The organism is Glutamicibacter sp., from assembly GCF_050701915.1.
In the GTDB taxonomy this organism is placed as follows: Bacteria; Actinomycetota; Actinomycetes; order Actinomycetales; family Micrococcaceae; genus Glutamicibacter.
Genome location: NZ_JBOGEG010000011.1, coordinates 49695 through 70876 on the forward strand (window position 1 = coordinate 49695; position 21182 = coordinate 70876).

Consider the following 21182-nt stretch of genomic DNA (forward strand, 5'->3'; position numbering starts at 1 on the left):
CGCTGCACCGGGGCCGCCAACCAGCAACCGCGCTTCCAGAACTGGGCTAGTGCCCTTTGAATGCCTCCGCTAGCCACCAGGCGCCGCCGTCCGAAGCGATTTTCGCGTCGATGACCAGCGGGCCCGTGGGATCCGAGCCGAGCCAGCTGGCTACCGCGTCGAGATCCTCCAGCTTGCGCACCGTGATGCCATCGGCTCCGAAACCGCGGCCGATGGCTGCGAAATCGGTGTCAGGGAAGGTCACCGAGTCCATATTCGGTGCCGTGCCCGTATCGCCGAAATGATGCACCTCCGCCCCGTAGGCGGCATCGTTGTAGACGATGCACACCAATGGCAGCTTCAGCCGGACCGCGGTATCCAGTTCGGCGATGGCCATGTGGAATCCGCCGTCTCCGGTGCCGAGCACCGGCAAGCGCCCGGGCTGCGCCAGCGCCGCGCCGATCGCGGCGTAGAGACCCAGGCCGATCGACTGGAACGCCTGGGTGAAGCAGAAACCGTGTTCGTCAGGCACGTCGAGGAACTGGCTCGGGTATCCCATGAAATTGCCCGAATCGACGCTCACCACGCGGTCGGCCGGGAGGATCTCGTCCAGGGCTTTGGTCAGGGTCCGGGGATCGATCGAGGAAACGGTAGACAGGTCCGCATAGTCGACCTGCTGCCACCGCGCCTGGGCGTCAAGGCGCTCCTTCACCTCGCTGGTGCGATAGCTTTCGCGGACCGCGGTCTTCTGGGCGAGCAGCAGGTCCAGCACGTCCTTGGCGCATTCGGCGCTGTCCCCCACCATGCCCAGGTCGATGGGCCGGTTGGCACCCAGCGCCGGCTCGTCCAGATCCACCTGGACCACCTTGGCGTCCTGGCCGATCAGGTGCCCGTGGCGCATCGTCCACATGTTCAATGCGCAGCCGAACCCGACGATAAGGTCCGCCGAGGAGATGAGCTCTGCGGTCAGCGGGGAGGAGAAGCCTCCGGAAATGCCCAAGTTGAAGTCGTCCTCGTTGAACAGCCCTTTGGCCACCGCAGAGGTGGCCACCAGCGCGCCGGTGTGGCGGGCCAGCGCGAGGATCTCCTGCTTGGCGCCGCGTCCGCCGCGCCCGGCAACGAAGACCGGACGCTGGGCTTTCTCCAAGAGGACCGCTAGAGCGCGCGCCGCGTCGCGGGATGGGCGTATCGGTTCGCGCGGCACCACCTCGATGGGCTCCACGACGTCGGGGGCCGGCAGCGCCTGCAAGTTCAGCGGAAGATTGAGCACCACGGTCCGGCGGTCGTTGACCGCAGTGCGGTAAGCGCGCACCGTATCGGCCACCGCGCTCTGCGCGCTGTGGATCCGCTCCGCCACGGCATAGACGGAGGTCGAGAACGAGTCTTGGTCCATGGCGAAGTTCGAATACACGGCGCTCGGGGCGGCTTCGGCGGCCAGCACGATCATCGGCGTACGCGACTTGGCCGCCTCGCCAATGCCGGTGGCCGCGTTGGTCAGGCCGCACCCCTGGTGCACCGAGACCACGCCGATCTGGCCGCTGGTCCGGGAATAGGCATCCGCCATCGTCGCCGCCCCGCCCTCGTGGCGCGCGGCCGTGTAGGGCACGCCCTGCTCTATCAGCGCATTGGTAATGGTGAAGTTGCCGCTGCCGACAACACCGAAGACATGACCTACGCCGAGCTCCGCGAGGGTTTTTCCTACAAGTTCTGCAACATTCATGGACGGTTCCTTTGATGGCGAATGGTAATTACAAGCTGGTCGAAATGTCAGGCCGCGGCAAGCGTTCGCGAAGGAGCGGAGCCGAATTTCTGCCCGTAGTAGGCAGAGAAGCGCCCGAGGTGGTCGAAGCCCACTTTGGAGGCGATGGAGCTGACGCTGTCGCCCTGGGCAGTGTTGGCTCCCAGCAGCAGCTGGTGGGCCGCCAGCAGCCGCACCTCGCGCAGATACTGGATCGGCGTGGTGCCCAGGTGCCGGGTGAAAACATGCTGCAGCTGCCGCGAACTGATGCCGACGCTTTGGGCCACTGTCGAGATCCGCGTGATGTGCGCGAAATTTTCGTCGATGAAGGTCTTGGCCGCCTGCAGGTAGTCGGGATATCCGCTGGGCACCTGCGGCGGCGGCTCGAAGCAGTCAAGATGCGGGGTCAAGCCAAGCAGCAGGGTCGAGAAGAGCGTGTTCAGCAGGGTCTGGCCGATATGCGCTTCGGGGACGACACCCAACTCGCCCAGGGCCAGGCAGGATTCCATCCAGGTGTGCGCCACCAGGTGCGGTGCTGCAAGCTGCAGGGGCGTGCTTGAATCCAGCGTGATGCCGGCGGCCAGCTTCCTGCCGCTGATGCGGGCGAAATATTCGGCGGCGACCTTGGATTCCATCCCGCCGATCAGCGCCCCGCGACCGGCATCCGGGATCATCAGCGTGGTTCGGGAGGTGCTCAGCGCGAACGGGGCCGCAGACTGCCACTGGTGCGAGCCCGATTGGACGGCCATCGGGCCGAGCGGGAAGACGACTAGGATGCGATTGCCGGTCGGCGGGGAGGTGATGGTGACTTCTTCGCCATAGGCCACGTGGACCAGCGACAACGGGCCCAGGCTGGTGCCGTTGACCGAGCCGTTCAGAGCCACCGCGCTGTTCAGGCGCAAGGCGTGCTGGTCCAGGGTCAGCTCATTAACCGCATCGCGGATGATGCACGGATCGGTGCTCCGGGCGACCGGATGCTGGGCCAGCAACCCACCTGCCTCCGAATGACCAGTTCTCGACAACTCAGTCACAATCATCCTCCTTAGCGAATTTTCCCTGTTGCACGGGGCATGAGCCCCGCACCGTTGCGGGGCCCGGCCGACTTCTGCCTCCTAGCGGGGCAGTCGTACACCGCGGGTTTCCAGAATGGGCAGGACCTTCTTACCGAAATACTCGAGCTCCGTGACGTAGTCTACGAATGCCAGCGTCATGCCGTCGAAACCGGCCTCGTACAAGGCAGTGATCTGGTCCGCGACATCCTCAGGGGTGCCGACCAGCGGCAGTGAGCCGTGACCGGAGGCGAAGCGGTCCCGCATGGTCGAGAGCATTTCCGGTGTGAAGGACTGGGCGTGCAGGCCCTGCAGGCCCATCAGGTAGTCCACCGCACCCCAGTCGGCGTTGTCCCGGGCGTAGTACTCCAGGTATTCCTCGGCTTCCTCCCGTGTGTCGCGGCACACCACATGCCCCAGGGTGAAGACGCCGACTTCCCTGTCGAATTCCGTGCTCGCTTGTTCCTTCACCGTGGAAGCGATCGTGGCGCCGGTGGCCACGTCCGGCACGATGGTGAACACGAAGTCCGAGTTCTTGGCGGCGTAGGCCCGTCCCTGGCCGGAGGAGCCGGCGTTCAGGATCGGCACCTTGTTGCCCCGCGGTTTCGGTTCGGATTCGGCCCCGCGCAGCGTGAAATGCTTGGTCTCCATGTTGAAGATTCCCGGTTCCTGCCATGCGGCCAGGACGACGTCAGCCCATTCCTGGGCGAAGCTGTAGCGCTCGTCGTGCTCGTGCGGCATGAGGGTTCCCATGGCTTCGTATTCCGGCTGGTTCCAGCCCGCGACGATGTTCAATCCCGCGCGTCCGCCGCCGCCGAGCTGGTCGAGGGTCGCCATCTGCTTGGCGGTGACCATCGGGTGGTTGAAGGCGGTGTGGATGGTGGAGAAGACATTGATCCGCTCCGTGCTGCTGATCAGCGCCGCGGCCCAGACGATCGGGTCAAGGACGCTGCCGTGGAAGTTGGTATCACCTTTGTATCCGATCCAACGAGCGATGGGAAGCAGGAAGTCGAAGCCCAACCGGTCCGCGACCTTGGCCATCGCCAGATTCTCTTCCCAGGTGGCTGCCCAGCGTTCGTCGATCTTGGTCACTGCCAGACCGCCAGAGCAGTTCGCGGAGAACAGTCCGAGCTTGAAATCCTTGCGGTCGAGAATCTGTCGAGTCATGGTGTTGTCCTGTCCGAAATTGTGGTTGCTGGTCATCGTGCCTCGATCCGGTGGACCTGGCCCAACAGGATGTAATGGTCCCCCGCCTCGTGGAGCTGGACTACCTGGCAGTCCATCCGGGTTCCCGGAATCTCCAGCACCGGGGTGCCGAGCAGGCTGGAGGTTGTTTCCAGACCGTGGAATTTGTCGGCTCCGCGGGTGGCGAACTTCCGGATCCAGTGCTCCTGGCCGTCGGCCAGGATGTGGACCGAGAACGCTTCGGAAGCCCTCCATGCGTCGATCGCCGAGGATCTCTTGTCCACGCACCAGGAGACCAGCGGCGGATTCAGCGAGACCGAGGTGAACGAGTTGGACACCAGCCCGATCCGTTGACCGCTCGGCTCTCGGGCGGTCACGATCGTGGTGCCGGTGGTCCAGACCCGCATTGCCTCGCGGAGTTCCTGCCCGGAAACCTGGGTAGCGGAATCCTTCAGGGCTGTCGACGTTGTCATGATGGCTTCCTCGCAGTATCGATGTCCCAACGCTTGTTCGTTGTTGGATCAATAGTGGCAAGTGACGCGCATCACCAGCTATCCGATCGACGCTATCCACTATCCGCTTTGCGATGAACTCCGGACCGCGCGGCTACATCAGGGCAAGCACGCGCGTCGGCGCACCAGTGCCGCCCACAATGGGCAGCGGCGCGACAACGATCATCGACCCGAACGCGGGCAGCTTGTCCAGGTTCTTCAGCGACGTAATGCCGTACTTATCGTTGCCCAGCAGGAAATTGTGCATCGGGAACGGCGGGTCGAGCAGGGCTGCGTTGCCTGCATCGATGCCCACGGTCTCCACGCCCACGCCGGAGATCTCCAGCTCCTCGGCAATGTACTTGGCGCACTCGGCGGTGAATCCCGGGGTGTGCGAACCGTTCTCATCCAGATTCAGGAACGCGGCGCGGTCCTCGCCGCACTGGTCCCAGCCGGTGCGGAAGAGCAGCCAGGCATTGGCCGGGAACTCCCCATGGGTTTGCTGCCACGACTTCAGGTCATCGACGCTGATCAGGTAGTCGGAGTCGGCAGCGGCCTCCGCGCTGAAGTCGAGGACCACCGCCGGGCCGACCAGGCGCTGCGGATCGATCTGCGAGACGTCTTTGCCCTCGCGTCCCGAGATCCAGTGCACAGGAGCATCGATATGGGTTCCGATATGCTCGCCGGTGTGGATGTTGTGGTGCTTCCAGAACGGGCCAGGCTCGTTGTAAGCCGACACCTCTTCGAGGCTGAAGTCGATCAGATTCGAGTAGGGATCCGGCAAAACCAACGTCGGGGTGTCTTTGGACAGTGGAGCAGTGAGGTCCTGGACGGTTACCGTGCCGCTAGTCAGCGATGCGAGCACCTGGTTTACCTGAGTCATTACGCCTCCAAGGAAGAGATAAAGAAACTACTTATTGAAAATTAGTGACGATCGTCACAATAATTGCATGATCTAAATCTATCAGCGGGAATTCGCGCTGGGAAGTACCCGCCGTTGAAAGTCCAACTATTTCCTGCCGCGCTTCGCTGCACGGATCAGCTGCTGCGCCGCCAGATGGCCGGAGCCGCCACCCAGGCCCGGGCCGGGGTGGCTTGCCGCGCCGATATGCCAGACGCCCTTGGCAGGTTGCCGGCCCCGGCCGGCGCTGGGCACCGGCCTCCACAGCAGGTTCTGGAACAGCTCAGCCGATCCCCCGTAGGGATCTCCGGCCACTGCATTGGGATTAGCTTCGGCGAGCGCCGCAGGGCTGATCGCCGTGCGGGCCAGCACGAGGTCCCGGAATCCCGGTGCGAACTCCTCGACGCGATCCAGCACTCGATCCACGTACTTCTCAACCAGTTCCTCGTCCCAGCCGTTGGCAACGTCTAGTTCGCCGGCGGCATCGCCGCGTGGGACAAACGGGACTTCCTGCAACTGGATCCACAGCGCCGCTTTGCCCTCCGGCGCGCGGCTCGGATCCAGCACGCATTGCTGGCCCACCACAACCGTGGGCTCCGCGGGAAGCAGCCCGGCTTCAGCCTGGGCGCAGGCTATGGCAGTGGAATCCGACCCGGTGGTCAGGTGGACCAGCGGTGTGGCTGCAAGCCGCTGGTCGGCCCATGGAACCGGCGCGTCCAAGGCAAGGTGCACCTGCATCGCGGCGCGTCCGGGAAGATATGATTTCGTTTCGCGCGGGAAGGATTTCGACGTGTCCTCGCCTTCGAGCAACCCGTCATAAAGCCCCGGCACCGAGACGGAGGCCAGCACCGCGATCTCGGCGGTGAATTCGCCTTGGTCGGTGACCACGTTCCGGGCCCCCGCGTTCAGCGAGCCGATGCGCTGCGCCTGCGTTCCGGTGCGGATATCGACTCCGCGTTCGATCAGCAGCGCTTCGAAGGCCCTCAGGAAGTTCCCGACGCCGCCTTCAACCACCGGAAGCCCGAACTGGTGCATGCTGGCGGCCATCACGGGGAGCATGATGCCGCCACTGGCCTGCTCGGGCCCCAGCCCGGCATGCAGCAGCCACGGGGCCCACAGCTGGTCTGCTTCCGTTCCTGCGAATCGGCTCCGGGTGTAGTTGCGCCCGCTCATCAGCGCCTGCCTCACCAAGTTCTGCGCATTGCCCACCCCCATGCGCAGCGTCTTGAATCCGAGCTTGGCCAAGGCCGGCCAGGTCATCTCGCTGCCCAGCGCCCCGATCACCACAGGGGCCTGGGCACCGAACTCGTCCATCATCTGCAGGTAGGCCGAACGGTCCGCAGGGTTCTCGAACCGCTCCGCGGTGGCCTTGGGATCCCGGGTTGCCACGGCCGTGATCCGCCTGTCTTCGGCGTCGGTTCCGACGCTGGCGGTCACCCATTGGGTGTTGGCGTCCTCGGTATTGCGGTAGCGCAGGCCGTGGCGGTGCAGGTCTTCGCCCAAGGCCGCGTAACCCGGGCCCGAGACGAACAGCGGATGCCAGGAGGAATACGTATCGTGGATGAACCCGGGCAGCGTCAATTCCCCGGAATCGATGAACCCGCCGATCTTCTCGTGCTGCTCCAGCAGCGTGACCGAGGCCCCGGTGCCGGCCAGTTCCGCGGCGGCCACCAGGGAATTGATTCCCGAACCGATAATGACGTAGTCGCTGTGCATCTTCTCCCCTACTGTTGCAATTCTGGTTGCTCAAGCGCCTGCCCCGAAAAGGCGCAGGCGCTCGGGTCTACTTGAAATCCGGATGAAGCTCGGTGCTGTGGTACGCCCCGGCGTGGAAGACCAGCGGATCCCCGTCGGCCCGCGAGTACTTTTCCACCTCACCCACGTAAATTACGTGATCCCCTGCCTCGTGGCGAGCCACTGTCCGGCATTCGAACGTGGCCACCGAGCCGTCGAGCAACGGCAGTCCGGCGACGCCCTCGGAGATGCTCACGCCGGCGAATTTGTCATCCGCGGGGGTGGCGAACTGGCGCGAGAGCACGTGCTGCGAAGATTCAAGCACATTGATGGCGAAGTGCGTTGCCGCTTCGAAGTCCGGCAGCGACGGCGCGAATTTGCTGGGGCACCACAGCACCAGCGGCGGATCCATCGACACCGAAGTGAAGGAGTTGGCGGTCATGCCGACCTTCGATCCCTGCGGGGTGCGGGTGGTCACCACGGTCACCCCGGTGGCGAACTGGCCCAGGGTGGCCCTGAAGTCGCGCAGGTCGAAGGCGGCACTTTCTTCGGCCACCAGCCTGCCTACAAAAGCTGTGGCTTCCTCCCGGTCGAACCACCACGGGAACAGCGTCCGGGGGTCGTCGAAGCCGTTGGCGAAGGAATCGGCGAGCGCCTGGTGGTCACTAGCCTTGGCAAGAACCTCCAGCTGCCATCCGTCCTTGCTGCGCAGCATCGAGTTGGTCCACGCGGTCGAGAACTGGCCCCAGCCGCGCCAGTATTCGTCGAAGGTCCGCGTCATCCACGCCTCGTCGAACGGCGCGTCGCCGTTGATGTGGATCGCCCGGGCGTAGTGGTCGGCCGCGAGGGTCGCGTTGTTGGATCCCTGGCCGGTCACCGGGTCGTTGAGCATGATGGCATCCCCGAGGCCGAGCACGGCCCTGCCTCCGGGCAGGCCGCCGACCGCATGGCGCACCACCGGGGTGATGCGCCCGCGCAGGCAGGCTCCGGGGTCATTGAGCTCGCTGTCCTTGAACATCACGTATTCCGCAGGGAAGTGCTCGCGGAGAATGGCCAGGCAGTTCGCCCAGTGTGCTTCGGGATCCGAGATGCTGTCCCAGCTGTCCATCGGACCGCCCGGGATCCCTTCGAAGACCATCATCTGACAGGGGCCGTCGGTGCTCAGGCCTGGGAAGGTGAAGAACTCGCCGATGCCTGGAAGCAGGTTCATGCGGATCTCGTTGGTGCTTTCCGGCCCGGTGTCCTGGGCCGGCTTCACATAGGTGACCGCTACTGCGCGCTGCGGCCGGTCATAGGGGCTGCGCGACTTGTCGGTCGTGAAGATCTGCCCCAGTTCGCCTTTGCCGGTGCAGACCACGACCAGGTCGTAGATCGCGGCCAGCTCCTCCAGCCTCTTGACGTTGAGTTTTTCAATGCGGAAGTCCCCGCCGCGGCCGATGAACTGCTCGATCCAGTGCGCGCACTTCACGCGCTGATCCACGGACATTGCAGGGTTTTCCAGCGATCCGTGCCAGGAGATGGCCACGCCGTCTTCGGGTTTGATATTGAAGGTCATCCCGGTGATGCCGATGCTCTGGCTGTCCGCGCCGGGGATCTCCAGCGGCAGCTGGATCCGCAGCGAGGAGGAGAAGACACACTGACTGGAGGTGATCGTTCCACTGCGAATTTCGGCCGCGGAGCGGTCGGAGAACAGGGTGACTTCGTGTTCCAGCCGCTGCAGTTCCAGGGCTAGCTGGGCGCCGGATTCGCCGGCGCCGACGATTGCAATTTTTCGCATGATGCTGCTCCTTGGAGGATCTAGGCCACGGTGTTGAACGATGCCTGGTAGTCGGCGGCGCCCTGGGCGTCCAGGAACCACGAGCCGAAGTCCGGCGGGTAGTCGAAGCCGTTGGCGAAACGCTGGGCGATGGCGGGGTTCTGCTGCGCGGCGGCGAACAGGCCCAGGGCGTGCTCGGCTGGCGGGGCCAGCATGGTGTTGGTCCAGCGGGCTACGTGCTGCGCGTACTTCCAGTACTCCTCAAACATGGAGGTCTTGAACGAGTCGTCATACGCGGCATCCCCGTGGCCGATGATCGAGGCCAGGTAGCTGGCCGCGCACTTGGAGGCGTTGTTCGAGCCCTGGCCGGTGATCGGGTCGTTGAGCACCACTACGTCGGCCATGCCCACCACGGTCTTGCCCGAAGGCAGGGTGGCCAGCGGGTGGCGGACGGTCGGCGGGAAGCGTCCCTGCAGCACGCCGTTGGCATCGGTGAGTTCGACGTTGGCGCTACGCTCATATTCCCACGGCAAGTAGGTGCGCAGCACGCGCAGCGAGTTCTCCAGGTGCTCGGCCGGGGTCAGTCCCTTCCAGGAGTCCATGTCCGAGCCGGGCAGGCCTTCGAAGACCATAATTTCGCACGGTCCGGTGCTGGTCAGCGCCGGGAAAACGAAGTACTCCCCCACCCCCGGGATAACATTGAAGTTCACCGCGGAGAATTCCTCGCGCGGTTTCATCCCATTCACGTAGGTCAAAGCTAGCGCACGCTGCGGGGTCGCGTAGTGGCTGCGCTCATCGTCGCGGGTGAACAACTGGGCGATCTCCCCCTTGCCGGCGGCGACCAGGACCATGTCGCTGTTTTCCGCGTAGCGTTCAAGCTCCGCGATTCCGGCGTCCTCGAAGACCAGGGTGCCGCCGCGCTTGGCGAATTCGGCCATGAATGCAGGGAATTTAACCCGCTGGTCGATGGACTGCGCCGGGGCATCAAGCCGGTGGTCCCAGTTGATGGCCTTCACGCCCGGTGCTTCGGTGGGTGCGATGGTAAAGGAAATCCCTTCCACTACCGGTGCATCGGGCCAGAGGTCCAGTCCCAAGACGCGTTCTTGTCCCAGCGCTTGATCGAACATGCACTGGCTGGAGGCGATGGAGCCGTCGCGGATCTGCTCGGGGGTGCGGTTGGAAATCAGAGTGACCCGGTAGCCGGCATCCAGCAGGCCGATGCCCAGCTGCAAGCCGGATTGCCCGGCGCCAACGATCGTGATGTGTCTTGTATCCATGATCAGGAAATCCTTCGTGTTCGTGGTTGTTGAAGCGTCGTGCTGGCGGTGCGCTAGTCGGCGGCCAGCAGGGGGATGGCAGGTTCGTTGCGTTCCGGGCCCAGCGCGGAGTAGCCCCCGTCGGCGGCCCAGTCGGCTCCGGTCACGAAGGAGGCCTTGTCCGAGAGCAGGAAGGCGACGACCTCTCCGACTTCCTCGGGGCGGCCTACCCGGCCCAGGAGGTGGAACGGAGCCGCAACCGAGTCGGTCTTCTCCAGGTTGCCACCACTGAGGGTGTCCATGATCTTGGACCAGGTCCAGCCCGGGCTCACCGAGTTCACCCGGATGCCGTCTACTGCGAGGTCGGCAGCCATGGAGCGGGTGATCTGCACCAGCGCTGCCTTGCTTGCCGGATACAGCCAGCGTCCGGTCTGCGCCACGGAACTGGAGATCGAAGTGAAGTTGACGATGGCTCCATGCCCGGTCGCTGCCAGCAGCGGCCGTGCCGAGTTGGCAAGCATGACGGCAGAAACCACGTTGACGTTCAATGCCGTCAGCCAGTCGGCGCGGGATGAGTTGGCACCGTCGTCGAGGTAGCTGCACGCCAGGTTGACCAATCCGTCCAGCTTGCCGAATCGCTGCGACACTGAATCCATCAGCGAGCCGATGGCTGCATCATCGGTGATATTCATGCAGCGGAACTCTGCTTGCGGAATCTGTGCTGCGAGGCGCTCGCCGCCCTCGGAATCAATGTCCACGACGATGACGTGCGCTCCCGATTCGGCAAGGCACTGGACGATTCCTGCCCCGATTTTGGTGGCACCGCCAGTCAGCAGAATGACGCGATCTTGAAGTTCTTCCATTGGTCTCCTCCACGCTCCTATGTTGTGGCCCATCTCATAATTGATGTCCTGGATAGAACCTATCGCCCCGGAGGGGAGCGCACTATCCAGTGCACGCAGCAGTTATCCACATCGCGCACGGCCGACCGAAGGAGGGAACAACATGCTCAGCCAGCCTCTTGCGAGTCCAGCTTCTACGCGTGTCCTGGATCAGCTGCCGACTCTTAGCACCTCTGATCTGCACGAGGCGCGCGAGAGAATTGGCATGCTGTTCTGTCCGCACGAACTCCAGCAGGGCGCCAACCAGAGCGCATTGAAGATGAACCTGCGATCCACCGGATCGGGCATCGGGCTGCACCTGCTGGATTACGGCGCGCCCGTCAAGATCAGCCCCGAGGCGCTGGAGACGTTCTATATGGTGCAGATCCCTCTCTCAGGGCGCGCGGTCCTTCACCTGGGTAACCAGCAGGTGGTATCCACCGCGCGAATCGCCTCCGTGCCGCCGATCGAGGCCGCCTTCTCCATGCAATGGGAGAAAAATACCCCGCAGATAATTCTGACCGCGCCGCGCGACGCCCTGGAATCCGCGGCGCGGAGTCTGTACGGTGCACTAATCCATGGCCCCCTGCGACTCGCACCGTCAATGGACTTATCCAATGAGGCCGGGCAGGCGTTCTTGCGCTCGGTCTTTGAACTGCATGACATGCTCAATGCGAAAAATGGCCAGCACAGCGACTACGCGCGGAGGCTGCAGCATGAGCTGGTCCTGGCCCGCTGGCTCATGGCAAATCGCTCCAACCTAGCCCAAAGCCTGGAGCAATGGAGCACCCCGACCGCCAGCGGATTTCAATCACGCATGGTCAAGGACTTCCTTACCTTGCTTCAATCTCACTGCCCCGAAGACCTCACGGTTTCGGAAATAGCCGAGGCACTGGGCGTTGCCACAAGGACCCTGCAGGTAGCCGTTGCGCGCGAATTGGATTCCACGCCGTCTGCCCAGCTGCGCAAGGCGCGGCTTGAACGGGCGCGCACCCTGTTGCTCGCAGCGGACCCCCGCTCACTGAATGTGTCGCAGATTGCGCAGGAATGCGGATTCACCCATCTCGGGCGCTTTGCGCAGAGCTACAAGCACCAATTCGGAGTTTCCCCCTCGGCAACCCTGCGCGAAAATCGCAAGTAGCGACGATCCTAGCCACGCAGAATAGCCCGGCGGACATTCTCCGGCCAAGGAGCCGAAGTCTCGGAGCCCAGCGGGACGCACGCGGTGACGAATTTGCCTGACGCAGCTTCCGCAATCACCCGGTCATTGAACGCATGCCCGAAGACCTTGAACGAGAAGCACAGGGACTTCCCGCCAAGCCGATCAATGCGCAGCACTGTTGTGACACCCTGTCCGAAGAAGAGCTTGGCCTTGTAGTCCACTTCCTGCCGCACGCGCGGCGCGATGGGAAAGTACCCTGGAAGCTCGAGCTCCCGGAACAATTTCGCTTCAGCCGCCTCGACAAAGCGCAGGATGGCTGAATTGTGCTGATGGCCAGCGGCGTCGGTATCCACCCACTCAATGGTTCGCTCCAGCGTCGTTCCAGCGATTCCCGACGCGATGAAGTCTGCCGCAAGGTGCTGCAGAAACTGCCCGGATTCGCCCATTCCCGCGGATATCGGCATCAAGATCCCCCTAAATAAAAATGTATAGCTATTGTAACGCACGTCACTTTAACGTGATAATCCTATTGGTGTTCCAAGAACTCCGCCCTACCCACCCAAGGAGATTGAACAGATGCCGAAATCCCCCGCAGCCGCGGATTGGAAAATCCCGAAACGAACCACCTCAATGGTGCTTTTCGCCTGCTGGCTCGCCATCCTGGCCGAAGGCTACGATGTCGGCGTGCTCGGTGCAGTGCTCCCGGCGCTGGCAGAATACAAGGAATGGTCGCTGAGCCCCATGGAGCTCGGAGGCCTCGGAGCCTACGCGTTGGTTGGCATGCTCTTCGGTGCGCTGTTCATCGGCACGCTCAGCGATATCATTGGTCGCAAGCGCATGCTCCTGCTCGCCATGCTCGTCTTCACCATCACCCAGGCCGGTGCCGCACTGGCCCCTACCCCCGAGATGTTCGGACTCTTCCGGCTGATCGGCGGACTGGGCATGGGCGGCATCATCCCGGTGGCCGCCGCGCTGACCATCGAGTATTCGCCACCGAAGAAACGCTCGCTGAACTACGGCATCATGTACTCGGGCTATTCCCTGGGAATCGTTGCCGCCGCTTTGGTCGCCATGTCGCTGCTGCCCTCCCTGGGTTGGCGCGGGGTCATCGCGGTAGGCGCGCTTCCAGTCGTTCTGCTTCCGCTGGTTGCCTGGATGCTTCCGGAATCCCTTGAGTACCTGGTATCCAAGGGCCGGATCAGCGCAGCCAAAGCATTGGCCGCCCGGCAAAGCATCCCCGACTACGAGCCCGTGGCGCCACCGGTTCGCACCGGCAAGGCCCCCTGGCGCCAGGTCATGGCTTCCATGTTCTCCGCAACGTACTTGCGATCAACAATCTTCTTCTGGATCTCGCTATTCTGCGGCATGGTCCTGGTCTACGGCTTGAATACCTGGCTGCCGCAGATCATGCGCAGCGCAGGGTACAACCTTGGTTCCTCGCTGACATTCCTGCTGGTCTTCTCCCTTGCCTCGGCTGCCGGCGGACTGGCCCTGGGCTTCCTCGCCGACAAGTACGGGCAGAAGACTATTCTGGTGATTTTCTACCTGCTCGGTGCGGGAGGCATCCTCCTGCTGATGTTCCCCAATACCATGCTGGTCAACCTGTTCTTCGTGGCCTTCGCCGGCATCGGCTCGATTTCCACGTCGCTGGTTCTCACCGGATACATCGCCGATTACTACCCGGCCGCGCAGCGCGGCACGGCCACGGGCTGGGCATTGTCCTTCGCCCGCATCGGCGCCATCTCGGGCCCCATCATCGGCGGCTGGATCGCGGCTTCGGGCATCAGCTTCGAGTTCAATTTCGTATTCTTCGCCATCGTCGGCGTAGTCGCCGCCATTTCCGTGGCGATGATTCCACCGCGCATCAAACCAGATGCTGCCCGATCTGCCGAGGCCCAGCAGGCCCTCGCGTCCGATTAGCCCTGGCTCTGCGCAACTTGCAGCAGCGAACATCCTGAACCGTGGCACACCGAGTACAGCGGTGTGCCACGGCTTCTCCTTTTCCCAGCACCCCAGCCCTGCCAAAGGTCCGCTGACCGGCAGGTTGCACCCGCGAAATGCACGGTGCGCTGCACCGGGGACACGATGGCCGGGTGAATGGGCAAGGGGATCCTTTCCAAAAGGAGAAACAGCCTTGCAGGCATTGCCGCGCATTCCGTGAATGCTGGCCTCGAGAGCGGCCCGGCTTCCTGTGCTACCACTCCCACCGGCCCCTTTAGGCGCCAGGCCGCGGATCCTGCAGCTCGAGCCGGGGCGATCTTGGCTAGCCGGTGAACGTGAAGCTGGTCTGCAGCTTGCGCGCTGTCCGGTCCGGATTGAGCATCAGGACGCAGAAGATGCCGACAACGACCAGGTAGATGCCGATCATCCCGAATGAGGCATTCATGCCCTGAGCCAGCAGACCAGCCATCTCCGCCGAGTCGGCCACGCCCTTCGGGCTGGGAATGTAGCCCGCGCTGTCCATCAGGCCACCGACCATTGCCGGAGCGACCACGCCGCCCACCGAGGCCAGTCCAGTGAGCGTGGCCATGAGGGCCGCGCGCTGCTTGGAGCAGACACTGAAGGCGATCGCCGTGGGAGCCAGGGGATAGATCATTGCAGTACCCGCGCCGAGAGTCAGCATCGCCACGGCGGCGTAGCCGGAGAGGAAGGGAAGGATCGAGAAGCAGATCCCGGAGATCAGCAGCGTGGCGCCGAACAGCGCGCCCAAGGCCCAGCGAACTGTGACGCCGCGTTTCATCAGGTACCGGGAGCCGAAACCCAAAACCAGCAGCGCAATGGCACCGATCACCCAGGGGAAGGTGGAGACCAGGCCGATCATTTCCGGAGTCAGCGCAACCACGGATCCCAAGTATTTCGGAGACCACGTGGTCAAGAAACCTTGTGCCCAGAAGCAACCGGCACCCGCGAGCACCGCAGCCACGAACATCCATGAGCCCAGTACTCGCCGAATCGGCACGATTTTCAGCAGATCCGAGGAATCCGCAATGCTCCCCTTGCCCTGCGGCTTGAATTCGGCGGCCGGCTCAGGCTTCTGCCCAGCCTGCTTCTGGTCCTCCGCCAGCGAGATGGCACCGGCTTTTGCCTGTGCCTGGCTCGCCTTCGAATGGCTGTACGGGCCGTCGCGGCCCACAAGCAGCCACCCTACGCTCCAGAGCAACCCGAAGATCCCCAGGAAACCGAAGGCCCAGCGCCAGCCCAGGGCCGGGTTGGCGATGATCCACGCAAGGGCAGGAGCCGCGAGGATCGGTCCCAGTGTGGAACCGGCAGCGATGACGCTGCTGGGCAGCCCGCGTTCCTTGGCATTGAACCAGCCATGGGCATGCTGCAGCGAAATGGGGGTCGCCGGCCCCTCGGCTCCACCCAGCAAGATGCGCGTCACCAGCAGGATTGCCGCGCCCCCGCCAAAGAGCATCGGGAACTGCAGCACCGCCCAGGCAATGCCCATAGTCAGCAGGATCCAGCGGGTGGATACCTTTCCGGCCAGGAAGCCGACAATAACTCCGACAATGGCGAAGAGGAAGAAGAAGGCGCTGCCGATGAAGCCGAACTGACCGGCAGTCAACCCGAGTTCGCGCATGGCAGGATCTGCCACGAGCCCCAGGACCGCCTTGTCGGCGAAGTTCACGATCTGGAAGAGGACCAGCATGCCGGTCACCATCCAGGCACGCCGGTTCATCTTGCCGTTGGCAATGGCCGCACGCAAGGTGTGGTCCGCGAGATTCTGCGTCGTACTCATACCAAGCTCCCATTGGAATCGGCTGCGGAGAGTTCCAGCGCGGCCGGGCCGATGCTGAAGACATCATTGTCTTCGGCGATGGATACGTTCCCCGGGAAATCACCGCGTGCGGTCGCCAGCATAGCTTCCAGATCAGCGGCACCGGGGGTGTTGGGAACGATGTGATGCAGCACCAGCGCGCCGACTCCGGCTTTCGCGGCGACCTTGCCCACCTCGCTGTACGGCGTGTGCGATTCGCGCAAATGCACTTCGATGCCATCGCGCGTGGGTCCGTCCGGAAATGTCGCCAGGATGCCAGGCAGGTCGATGACCTCATGCAGCAGCAGGTCGGCGCCGCGGGCGAGCCTGATGCAGTTCTCGGAGTAGGCGGTGTCGCCGGAGACCACGACCGAACCGTAGCGCGAGTCGATCCTGTAGGCGAATGCCGGGAAGCACAAGCGGTGGTCGACCAGTATCGCGGAGATTGCCACCAGCTCATCGCTGTAGATCTCGAAGGGCTCCATTTCCGGGTGGCGGTTTTCCACTGCGCAGGCCCCGGATGCCTCGGGGATCTGGATGTTCTGCGACTGGATCCACTCGTGGGGTTCGTCGCGGCCTTCATCTGCCATGCGGATCACCACGTCGGAGGAGAAGACCTTGTCCAGCAGCGCATCGACAATTTCTTCGGTGCTGGTCATTTCCCGCTCGGCGACGCGCGAAGCGATCTGCTGCTCGTGCTCCGGGCCAAGGGCGGGGATGCGATTGGGGCGTCCAGGGCCGAAAACCTGGATAGGCCGGGCGAAAGACTCTCCCGGGACCTGCCACCCCGTCACCAGATAGGCGCCGAGGTCATAGATGTGGTCCGAGTGGTGATGGGTCAGCAGCACCGCGCGCAATTCGCCCCATTCGGCATGCGACCGGTAATTGCGGATGCTTCCCATGCCGCAGTCAATCACGTAGGTTGCCCCATCGACCCTAATCGCCGTGCTGGTGCCAGCACGGGAACTGGAAACGATCGGGCCGCCTCCGGTGCCAAGCGTGTAGACGCTCATTCCTTTTACCTGAGTGGTATTCACATTGGTGCCTTACTCGTAGAGTGCAGCAACGGGTCCCATCGACCGCGATGCGTGAATTGCGAGGGTGGTGAAGAGTCCGGCAGCGTAGGCCGAAGTGATAGAAATCATATACACCGTATTTTACGATCGCAAGACCTATTGCATATCTAATGTGATTCATGCCATGCTGGTCGCACCAGTCATCTACCCGCTAAGGAGTTCATCGTGGAACAGCAGCAAGGCCAAGAAATCATTCTGGGCGACTTGCCCAAAGGCATAACCTTGGCCAGCGAGTCAATGGGCAACAAGACGTGGAACGTCCTCGGCCACACCTACCTCTCCAAGGTCGAGAGTTCCAGCAGCTTTGCATGGCTGTCCCTGGATCCCAATGGAACCGGTGTGCCTCCGCACGTGCACCCTAAGCAAGATGAGCACATTTACATAATGGAAGGCACCTACACCCTGTACCTGGACGGCGAATGGTTCAAGGCCGGACCTGGCGATACCGTCCGCATGCCCATGGGACTTCCGCACGCCTACTACGTCAAGGATGGCGCACCGGGCAAATCGCTCTTTTGGGTAAGCCCCTCGGGGCAGCTGTCCACGCTCTTCGACGAGCTTCACAACTTGTCTGACCCGGAGGAAGTTGTCCGCCTCTCAGCACTGCGTGACGTGGACTTCCTGCCACCGGGATCTGTACCCGGCGCAGACTAGCATTGGCAGGAATTACCACGTGGCCGGCGGGGATACCCTGCCGGCCACCGCAGGATGGAAGGAAAAGCGCAGTGCCGCAAAATACGCAAGAGTCCGAATTGCTCAAGTACGGGGATCATCCCGACCAGCATTTCATCCTGGCGCACCCGTTCAAGCTGCCTTCCCTGGGCACTGCGATCCTGGTCCACGGCGGCTACTGGCGCCAGCGGATCACCGCCAGCGTGATGCAGCCGATGGCAGACGATTTGCTGCGCTCTGGCTGGAGCGTGGCCAACGTGGAATACCGGCGCGGTCCGGACCACCCCTGGCCCACCCCGTCCTTCGATGTGGCCGCGGCCATCCAGCTCGTGCGCAGCACGCTGCGCCACCAGGGCCAGTCCGAGGCAGCGATTCTTATCGGGCATTCGGTCGGCGGGCAATTGGCGCTGCTGAACTCCAATTTCGCCGATGCCGTGGTAGGCCTCGCTCCAGTCACCGATGCTTCCAAGGTGCATGCAGAATCGCTCGGCGACGGTGCGGCAATGGAATATTTCGGCGATTCTCCGGCCGGGATTCCGGCAATCTACCACGACGCGTCGCCAATCCAGGCTCCACCGCCTTCGGTGCCAACGCTCTTGGTCCACGGGTTCAACGACGACCGGGTACCGCTGGAGCACACGCGGGGATATCTGGATTCCCTGGCCGGCCACGCTCTGCCGGAACAAATGTTCTACCGGTTGCTGGACCACTTTGAAATCATCGACCCGAAGCAACATCATTGGCAGGCCGTGCGGACCTGGATGCAGCAGGTACTAGCCGACGCGCGAACCGAGTAGCCGATTCGCGTATAGCTCCGCATGCGGGGACAGCAGCGCGTGCAACGCCAGGAAGGTCTTCTTGGCCTGAGGAGCTTTCCACCCATCAGGCAGGTATTCGAAGGGCAGGTTCGGATCCCGATAGGGGAATCGCCGCCAGCGCGTGAGCATCGGAATATAAAAGGCAAAAGCCGCCCGCTCCAGCTCCGAGCGCTGCTCGGCAGACTCGACGGGCTCAGCCAGCCTTTGCTGCCACGTGCCTAAGCGTCCGACATACAACTGGAGGAAGTCGGTGTACTGATGGTCCAGTGCTCCAAGATCCCACCATTGGGCGACCTTGTCCCGGATATCGGCAGGCGACATGTAGTCAGCCCTGAAGAACTCGACATACTTGGACAATCCTCGCGCATCCAGGCGGACCTTAGCCTGCTCGAATGCCAGGTGCGGCCCCACAGCCACCCCTCCAGAGACCATCCCGAACCCCAAGCTAGCCAGCTCGGTGCGCAGTTCGTACCGGCGATTCCGCTCGCTCTCGGGTACCGAGAAAATAGCCAGCACTAGGGATTCCCCGGAGGATGAACGCGAAGGAGCAAAGATCCGTTGGTCATCCTTCCGGAAGCTGTCCAGAACCTCAGCGGAGAGCTGGTACTGGGATTCGTTCCCTGCGCGTTCGTTAATTAGCACGCCGCGGCTTTTCAACCGTGAAATGGTGGAGCGGATTGCTTGCGACCTGATGCCCAAAGCAGCGAACATCTCGACGATGATAGAAACGGGGAACGAGCCATTGGCCGGTTCGCCATACAGGCCATACAGCGTCACCAGCAGATTCTGGTGCTGCAGTTTCGTTCCCCCGATATCCACTGGTTCATCGTCCTTCATTTGCGCGTCGGCTGCTTTTTCGTTTCCTCGTTACTATCCTAGGTGGCCAGCGCTCGAATCCGGGGTATCAGCGCCTGCCCGCCTGCGGCTCAGCGAACCGGTACGTTGTGCTCTCCAGCCGCCGGGCAGCCGGCTCACTGCTGCGTAGGCCAGCTCCCCAGATGTTTGCCTCGTTAGGGTCAGCGGCCACCTGCGCCCGCATGACCCACCTCACTAGGTATTATGGAGCACGTCACACTATGGTTCGTCTTGAATCAAAAGCGCTCCTGCCCACAGCTAGACATGAGGTAACCGAATTATGAGCACAGCTCCTGCAAAACGAGGCGGCACAGCTGCATCGCGGGCCATGCGCCCGGTCAACAATTTGGTAGAAAAGTTCATTCCATCGGCGCTGGTCTTCGCCATCGCGCTGACTTTCATCGTGGCGCTCATGGCGCTGATCGCCACTGGTTCCAGTCCGGTACTTATCGTTCAAAGCTGGGGTGACGGTCTAGCAGGTCTGCTCAGCTTCATGACGCAAATGGCTTTGGTCCTGATGCTCGGCTTCATACTCGCCAATACCCGCCCAGTGCGCAAGCTCTTGCGCGCACTGAGCCGCATTCCGAATTCTGCACTCTCCAGCTACCTCTTTGTCTTCATGATTTCTGCGGTCGCGTCGTTGATCACGTGGGGGTTGGGCCTGGTCGTTGGCGGTCTGCTGGCGCGTGAAATCGCGGCCCAAGCTCGCGAGCGTGGATACCGCACGCATTTCCCGATGCTGGTCGCTTCAGGCTTCGCAGGCTTCGTCATCTGGCATATGGGCTATTCGGGTTCGGGTCCACTCACGGCAGCCACGCCGGATTCATTCATTGCCAAGCAATTGGGCGCCCCACTGCCGATTTCGGAAACCACGTTCTCTTCTTGGAACCTCATCGCGATCGTGGCGACTATCGTGGTGGTTGGCCTTGCGCTGTATCTCGTCGCTCCGCGCGGGGATGACAAGATCTTCGAACTGGCTACCGATGCCCGCGAGGAACTCGTAGACCTGGAGGATGAAGTTTCTACTCCAGCGGACAAGGTGGACGCAAGTCGCCTGCCGACCTTGCTGCTTGGCCTGATGCTCCTGGCTTATTTGGCAATCCACTTCGCCAAAGGCGGTTCGCTGACCTTGGACATCGTCAATTGGTCCTTCCTGTGCCTGATTCTGCTCTTGGTCCGCAACCCATTCGAGCTGATGGCATTGACGAAGCATGCGGCTTCAAACGTTGGCGAGATCTTGCTGCAGTTCCCGCTCTACGCGGGTATTTTAGGCATCATGACCGGAACTGGGCTCATCGAAGTCATTTCGGAGGTCATGATTTCCATTTCGACGCCGCAAACTTTCGGCCTATTGGCCTTCCTCTCTGCCGGTGTCGTGAACTTCTTCGTGCCCTCTGGCGGTGGACAGTTCGCGGTGCAGGCACCAATCCTGCTCACCGCCGCCTCGCAACTCGGCGTGGATCCGTCCATTCCAATCATGGCCGTCGCCTACGGTGACCAGTGGACCAACATGATCCAGCCGTTCTGGGCGTTGCCGCTCTTGGCAATCGCAGGACTCAAGATGCGCGATATCCTCGGCTACACCACCATCGTGTTAATCGCATCGGGGTTGGTGTTTGGCTCTACCCTGCTGATCATCTCGCTATAGCGAATACCGGCAATTACCCGAGAAGCAAATTCCCAGCAATTGACCGCCCGGCTGACAGTTCAGCTGGGCGGTTTATTGTTCCGCCACCGAGCGCGCCTGGTTTGCCAGATGATCTCTGAGCGCTGGATTCTGGACGTAAAATTCGAGTCGAGAATTTGTTATTCCTAGGCATTGGGACTTAGCCGAGCCGCATGGCAGGCGGTAGTTTGCCCCGCCGCAGAACG

18 protein-coding genes are annotated in these 21182 nt (G+C 62.6%); 5 read left to right on the forward strand and 13 right to left on the reverse strand.

Annotated elements, in window-relative coordinates; genetic code table 11:
• Positions 1–46: 46 nt before the first annotated feature.
• The 9 genes from ACRDT3_RS08955 to ACRDT3_RS08995 form a co-directional block, all read right to left on the reverse strand.
• Complete coding sequence (locus ACRDT3_RS08955) at positions 47–1699, reverse strand: thiamine pyrophosphate-binding protein (protein ID WP_431492653.1); 1653 nt, start codon at positions 1697–1699, stop codon at positions 47–49.
• Positions 1700–1746: 47 nt separating this feature from the next.
• A complete protein-coding gene (locus ACRDT3_RS08960; protein WP_431492654.1) occupies positions 1747–2748 on the reverse strand; it encodes an AraC family transcriptional regulator in 1002 nt (333 codons plus the stop codon).
• A gap of 81 nt (positions 2749–2829) precedes the next feature.
• On the reverse strand, positions 2830–3933 hold the full coding sequence (locus tag ACRDT3_RS08965) for an LLM class flavin-dependent oxidoreductase (RefSeq protein ID WP_431492655.1): 1104 nt from the start codon (positions 3931–3933) through the stop codon (positions 2830–2832).
• A gap of 32 nt (positions 3934–3965) precedes the next feature.
• Positions 3966–4424, reverse strand: coding sequence for a flavin reductase family protein (locus ACRDT3_RS08970; RefSeq protein ID WP_431492656.1), 459 nt, complete (start codon positions 4422–4424; stop codon positions 3966–3968).
• A gap of 133 nt (positions 4425–4557) precedes the next feature.
• Positions 4558–5325, reverse strand: coding sequence for a cyclase family protein (locus tag ACRDT3_RS08975; RefSeq protein WP_431492657.1), 768 nt, complete (start codon positions 5323–5325; stop codon positions 4558–4560).
• A gap of 126 nt (positions 5326–5451) precedes the next feature.
• A complete protein-coding gene (locus tag ACRDT3_RS08980) occupies positions 5452–7059 on the reverse strand; it encodes a phytoene desaturase family protein (protein WP_431492658.1) in 1608 nt (535 codons plus the stop codon).
• Between the two features lie 67 nt (positions 7060–7126).
• The gene (locus ACRDT3_RS08985; RefSeq protein WP_431492659.1) at positions 7127–8854 is read right to left on the reverse strand and encodes a flavin reductase; all 1728 of its coding nucleotides are present in this window, start codon (positions 8852–8854) and stop codon (positions 7127–7129) included.
• Between the two features lie 20 nt (positions 8855–8874).
• A complete protein-coding gene (locus tag ACRDT3_RS08990; RefSeq protein WP_431492660.1) occupies positions 8875–10110 on the reverse strand; it encodes a styrene monooxygenase/indole monooxygenase family protein in 1236 nt (411 codons plus the stop codon).
• 53 nt (positions 10111–10163) lie between these two features.
• Complete coding sequence (locus tag ACRDT3_RS08995; protein WP_431492661.1) at positions 10164–10952, reverse strand: SDR family oxidoreductase; 789 nt, start codon at positions 10950–10952, stop codon at positions 10164–10166.
• 142 nt (positions 10953–11094) lie between these two features.
• Between ACRDT3_RS08995 and ACRDT3_RS09000 the strand changes: the two genes are divergently transcribed.
• Positions 11095–12111: an AraC family transcriptional regulator gene (locus ACRDT3_RS09000; protein ID WP_431492662.1), complete on the forward strand. Its 1017-nt coding sequence runs from the start codon at positions 11095–11097 to the stop codon at positions 12109–12111.
• A gap of 8 nt (positions 12112–12119) precedes the next feature.
• Here ACRDT3_RS09000 and ACRDT3_RS09005 read toward each other — a convergent pair whose 3' ends face one another.
• Positions 12120–12596, reverse strand: a complete 477-nt coding sequence (locus ACRDT3_RS09005; protein WP_431492663.1) for an acyl-CoA thioesterase — start codon at positions 12594–12596, stop codon at positions 12120–12122.
• 112 nt (positions 12597–12708) lie between these two features.
• Between ACRDT3_RS09005 and ACRDT3_RS09010 the strand changes: the two genes are divergently transcribed.
• Positions 12709–14052, forward strand: coding sequence for an MFS transporter (locus tag ACRDT3_RS09010; protein ID WP_431492664.1), 1344 nt, complete (start codon positions 12709–12711; stop codon positions 14050–14052).
• A gap of 343 nt (positions 14053–14395) precedes the next feature.
• Here the strand turns inward: ACRDT3_RS09010 and ACRDT3_RS09015 are convergent, their stop codons facing one another.
• Together ACRDT3_RS09015 and ACRDT3_RS09020 are read right to left on the reverse strand one after the other, a co-directional pair.
• Positions 14396–15871, reverse strand: a complete 1476-nt coding sequence (locus ACRDT3_RS09015; RefSeq protein ID WP_431492665.1) for an MFS transporter — start codon at positions 15869–15871, stop codon at positions 14396–14398.
• Complete coding sequence (locus tag ACRDT3_RS09020) at positions 15868–16902, reverse strand: MBL fold metallo-hydrolase (RefSeq protein WP_431492666.1); 1035 nt, start codon at positions 16900–16902, stop codon at positions 15868–15870. The genes ACRDT3_RS09015 and ACRDT3_RS09020 overlap by 4 nt, the downstream gene beginning before the upstream one ends.
• A 228-nt stretch (positions 16903–17130) precedes the next feature.
• Between ACRDT3_RS09020 and ACRDT3_RS09025 the strand changes: the two genes are divergently transcribed.
• Both ACRDT3_RS09025 and ACRDT3_RS09030 read left to right on the forward strand, forming a co-directional pair.
• On the forward strand, positions 17131–17619 hold the full coding sequence (locus ACRDT3_RS09025) for a cupin domain-containing protein (protein ID WP_431492667.1): 489 nt from the start codon (positions 17131–17133) through the stop codon (positions 17617–17619).
• A 71-nt stretch (positions 17620–17690) separates the two neighbouring features.
• Positions 17691–18434, forward strand: a complete 744-nt coding sequence (locus tag ACRDT3_RS09030) for an alpha/beta fold hydrolase (RefSeq protein ID WP_431492668.1) — start codon at positions 17691–17693, stop codon at positions 18432–18434.
• On the opposite strand, the gene ACRDT3_RS09035 is transcribed toward ACRDT3_RS09030, so the two are convergent.
• Positions 18411–19292: a PaaX family transcriptional regulator gene (locus tag ACRDT3_RS09035; RefSeq protein ID WP_431492669.1), complete on the reverse strand. Its 882-nt coding sequence runs from the start codon at positions 19290–19292 to the stop codon at positions 18411–18413. The genes ACRDT3_RS09030 and ACRDT3_RS09035 overlap by 24 nt on opposite strands.
• 298 nt (positions 19293–19590) lie before the next feature.
• On the opposite strand from ACRDT3_RS09035, the gene ACRDT3_RS09040 reads away from it, so the two are divergent.
• Positions 19591–20958 carry a short-chain fatty acid transporter gene (locus tag ACRDT3_RS09040; RefSeq protein ID WP_431492670.1) on the forward strand — a complete coding sequence of 456 codons (1368 nt, stop codon included), beginning with the start codon at positions 19591–19593 and terminating at the stop codon, positions 20956–20958.
• The last annotated feature ends 224 nt before the right edge of the window (positions 20959–21182 follow it).

What these genes read in the sequence shown, in the direction of transcription:
- ACRDT3_RS08955 (WP_431492653.1), bottom strand. Translation starts at nt 1,699, where the DNA reads ATGAATGTTGCAGAACTTGTAGGAAAAACCCTCGCGGAGCTCGGCGTA.
- ACRDT3_RS08965 (WP_431492655.1), bottom strand. Translation starts at nt 3,933, where the DNA reads ATGACTCGACAGATTCTCGACCGCAAGGATTTCAAGCTCGGACTGTTC.
- ACRDT3_RS08970 (WP_431492656.1), bottom strand. Translation starts at nt 4,424, where the DNA reads ATGACAACGTCGACAGCCCTGAAGGATTCCGCTACCCAGGTTTCCGGG.
- ACRDT3_RS08975 (WP_431492657.1), bottom strand. Translation starts at nt 5,325, where the DNA reads ATGACTCAGGTAAACCAGGTGCTCGCATCGCTGACTAGCGGCACGGTA.
- ACRDT3_RS08980 (WP_431492658.1), bottom strand. Translation starts at nt 7,059, where the DNA reads ATGCACAGCGACTACGTCATTATCGGTTCGGGAATCAATTCCCTGGTG.
- ACRDT3_RS08985 (WP_431492659.1), bottom strand. Translation starts at nt 8,854, where the DNA reads ATGCGAAAAATTGCAATCGTCGGCGCCGGCGAATCCGGCGCCCAGCTA.
- ACRDT3_RS08990 (WP_431492660.1), bottom strand. Translation starts at nt 10,110, where the DNA reads ATGGATACAAGACACATCACGATCGTTGGCGCCGGGCAATCCGGCTTG.
- ACRDT3_RS08995 (WP_431492661.1), bottom strand. Translation starts at nt 10,952, where the DNA reads ATGGAAGAACTTCAAGATCGCGTCATTCTGCTGACTGGCGGTGCCACC.
- ACRDT3_RS09000 (WP_431492662.1), top strand. Translation starts at nt 11,095, where the DNA reads ATGCTCAGCCAGCCTCTTGCGAGTCCAGCTTCTACGCGTGTCCTGGAT.
- ACRDT3_RS09005 (WP_431492663.1), bottom strand. Translation starts at nt 12,596, where the DNA reads ATGCCGATATCCGCGGGAATGGGCGAATCCGGGCAGTTTCTGCAGCAC.
- ACRDT3_RS09010 (WP_431492664.1), top strand. Translation starts at nt 12,709, where the DNA reads ATGCCGAAATCCCCCGCAGCCGCGGATTGGAAAATCCCGAAACGAACC.
- ACRDT3_RS09015 (WP_431492665.1), bottom strand. Translation starts at nt 15,871, where the DNA reads ATGAGTACGACGCAGAATCTCGCGGACCACACCTTGCGTGCGGCCATT.
- ACRDT3_RS09020 (WP_431492666.1), bottom strand. Translation starts at nt 16,902, where the DNA reads ATGAGCGTCTACACGCTTGGCACCGGAGGCGGCCCGATCGTTTCCAGT.
- ACRDT3_RS09035 (WP_431492669.1), bottom strand. Translation starts at nt 19,292, where the DNA reads ATGAAGGACGATGAACCAGTGGATATCGGGGGAACGAAACTGCAGCAC.
- ACRDT3_RS09040 (WP_431492670.1), top strand. Translation starts at nt 19,591, where the DNA reads ATGAGCACAGCTCCTGCAAAACGAGGCGGCACAGCTGCATCGCGGGCC.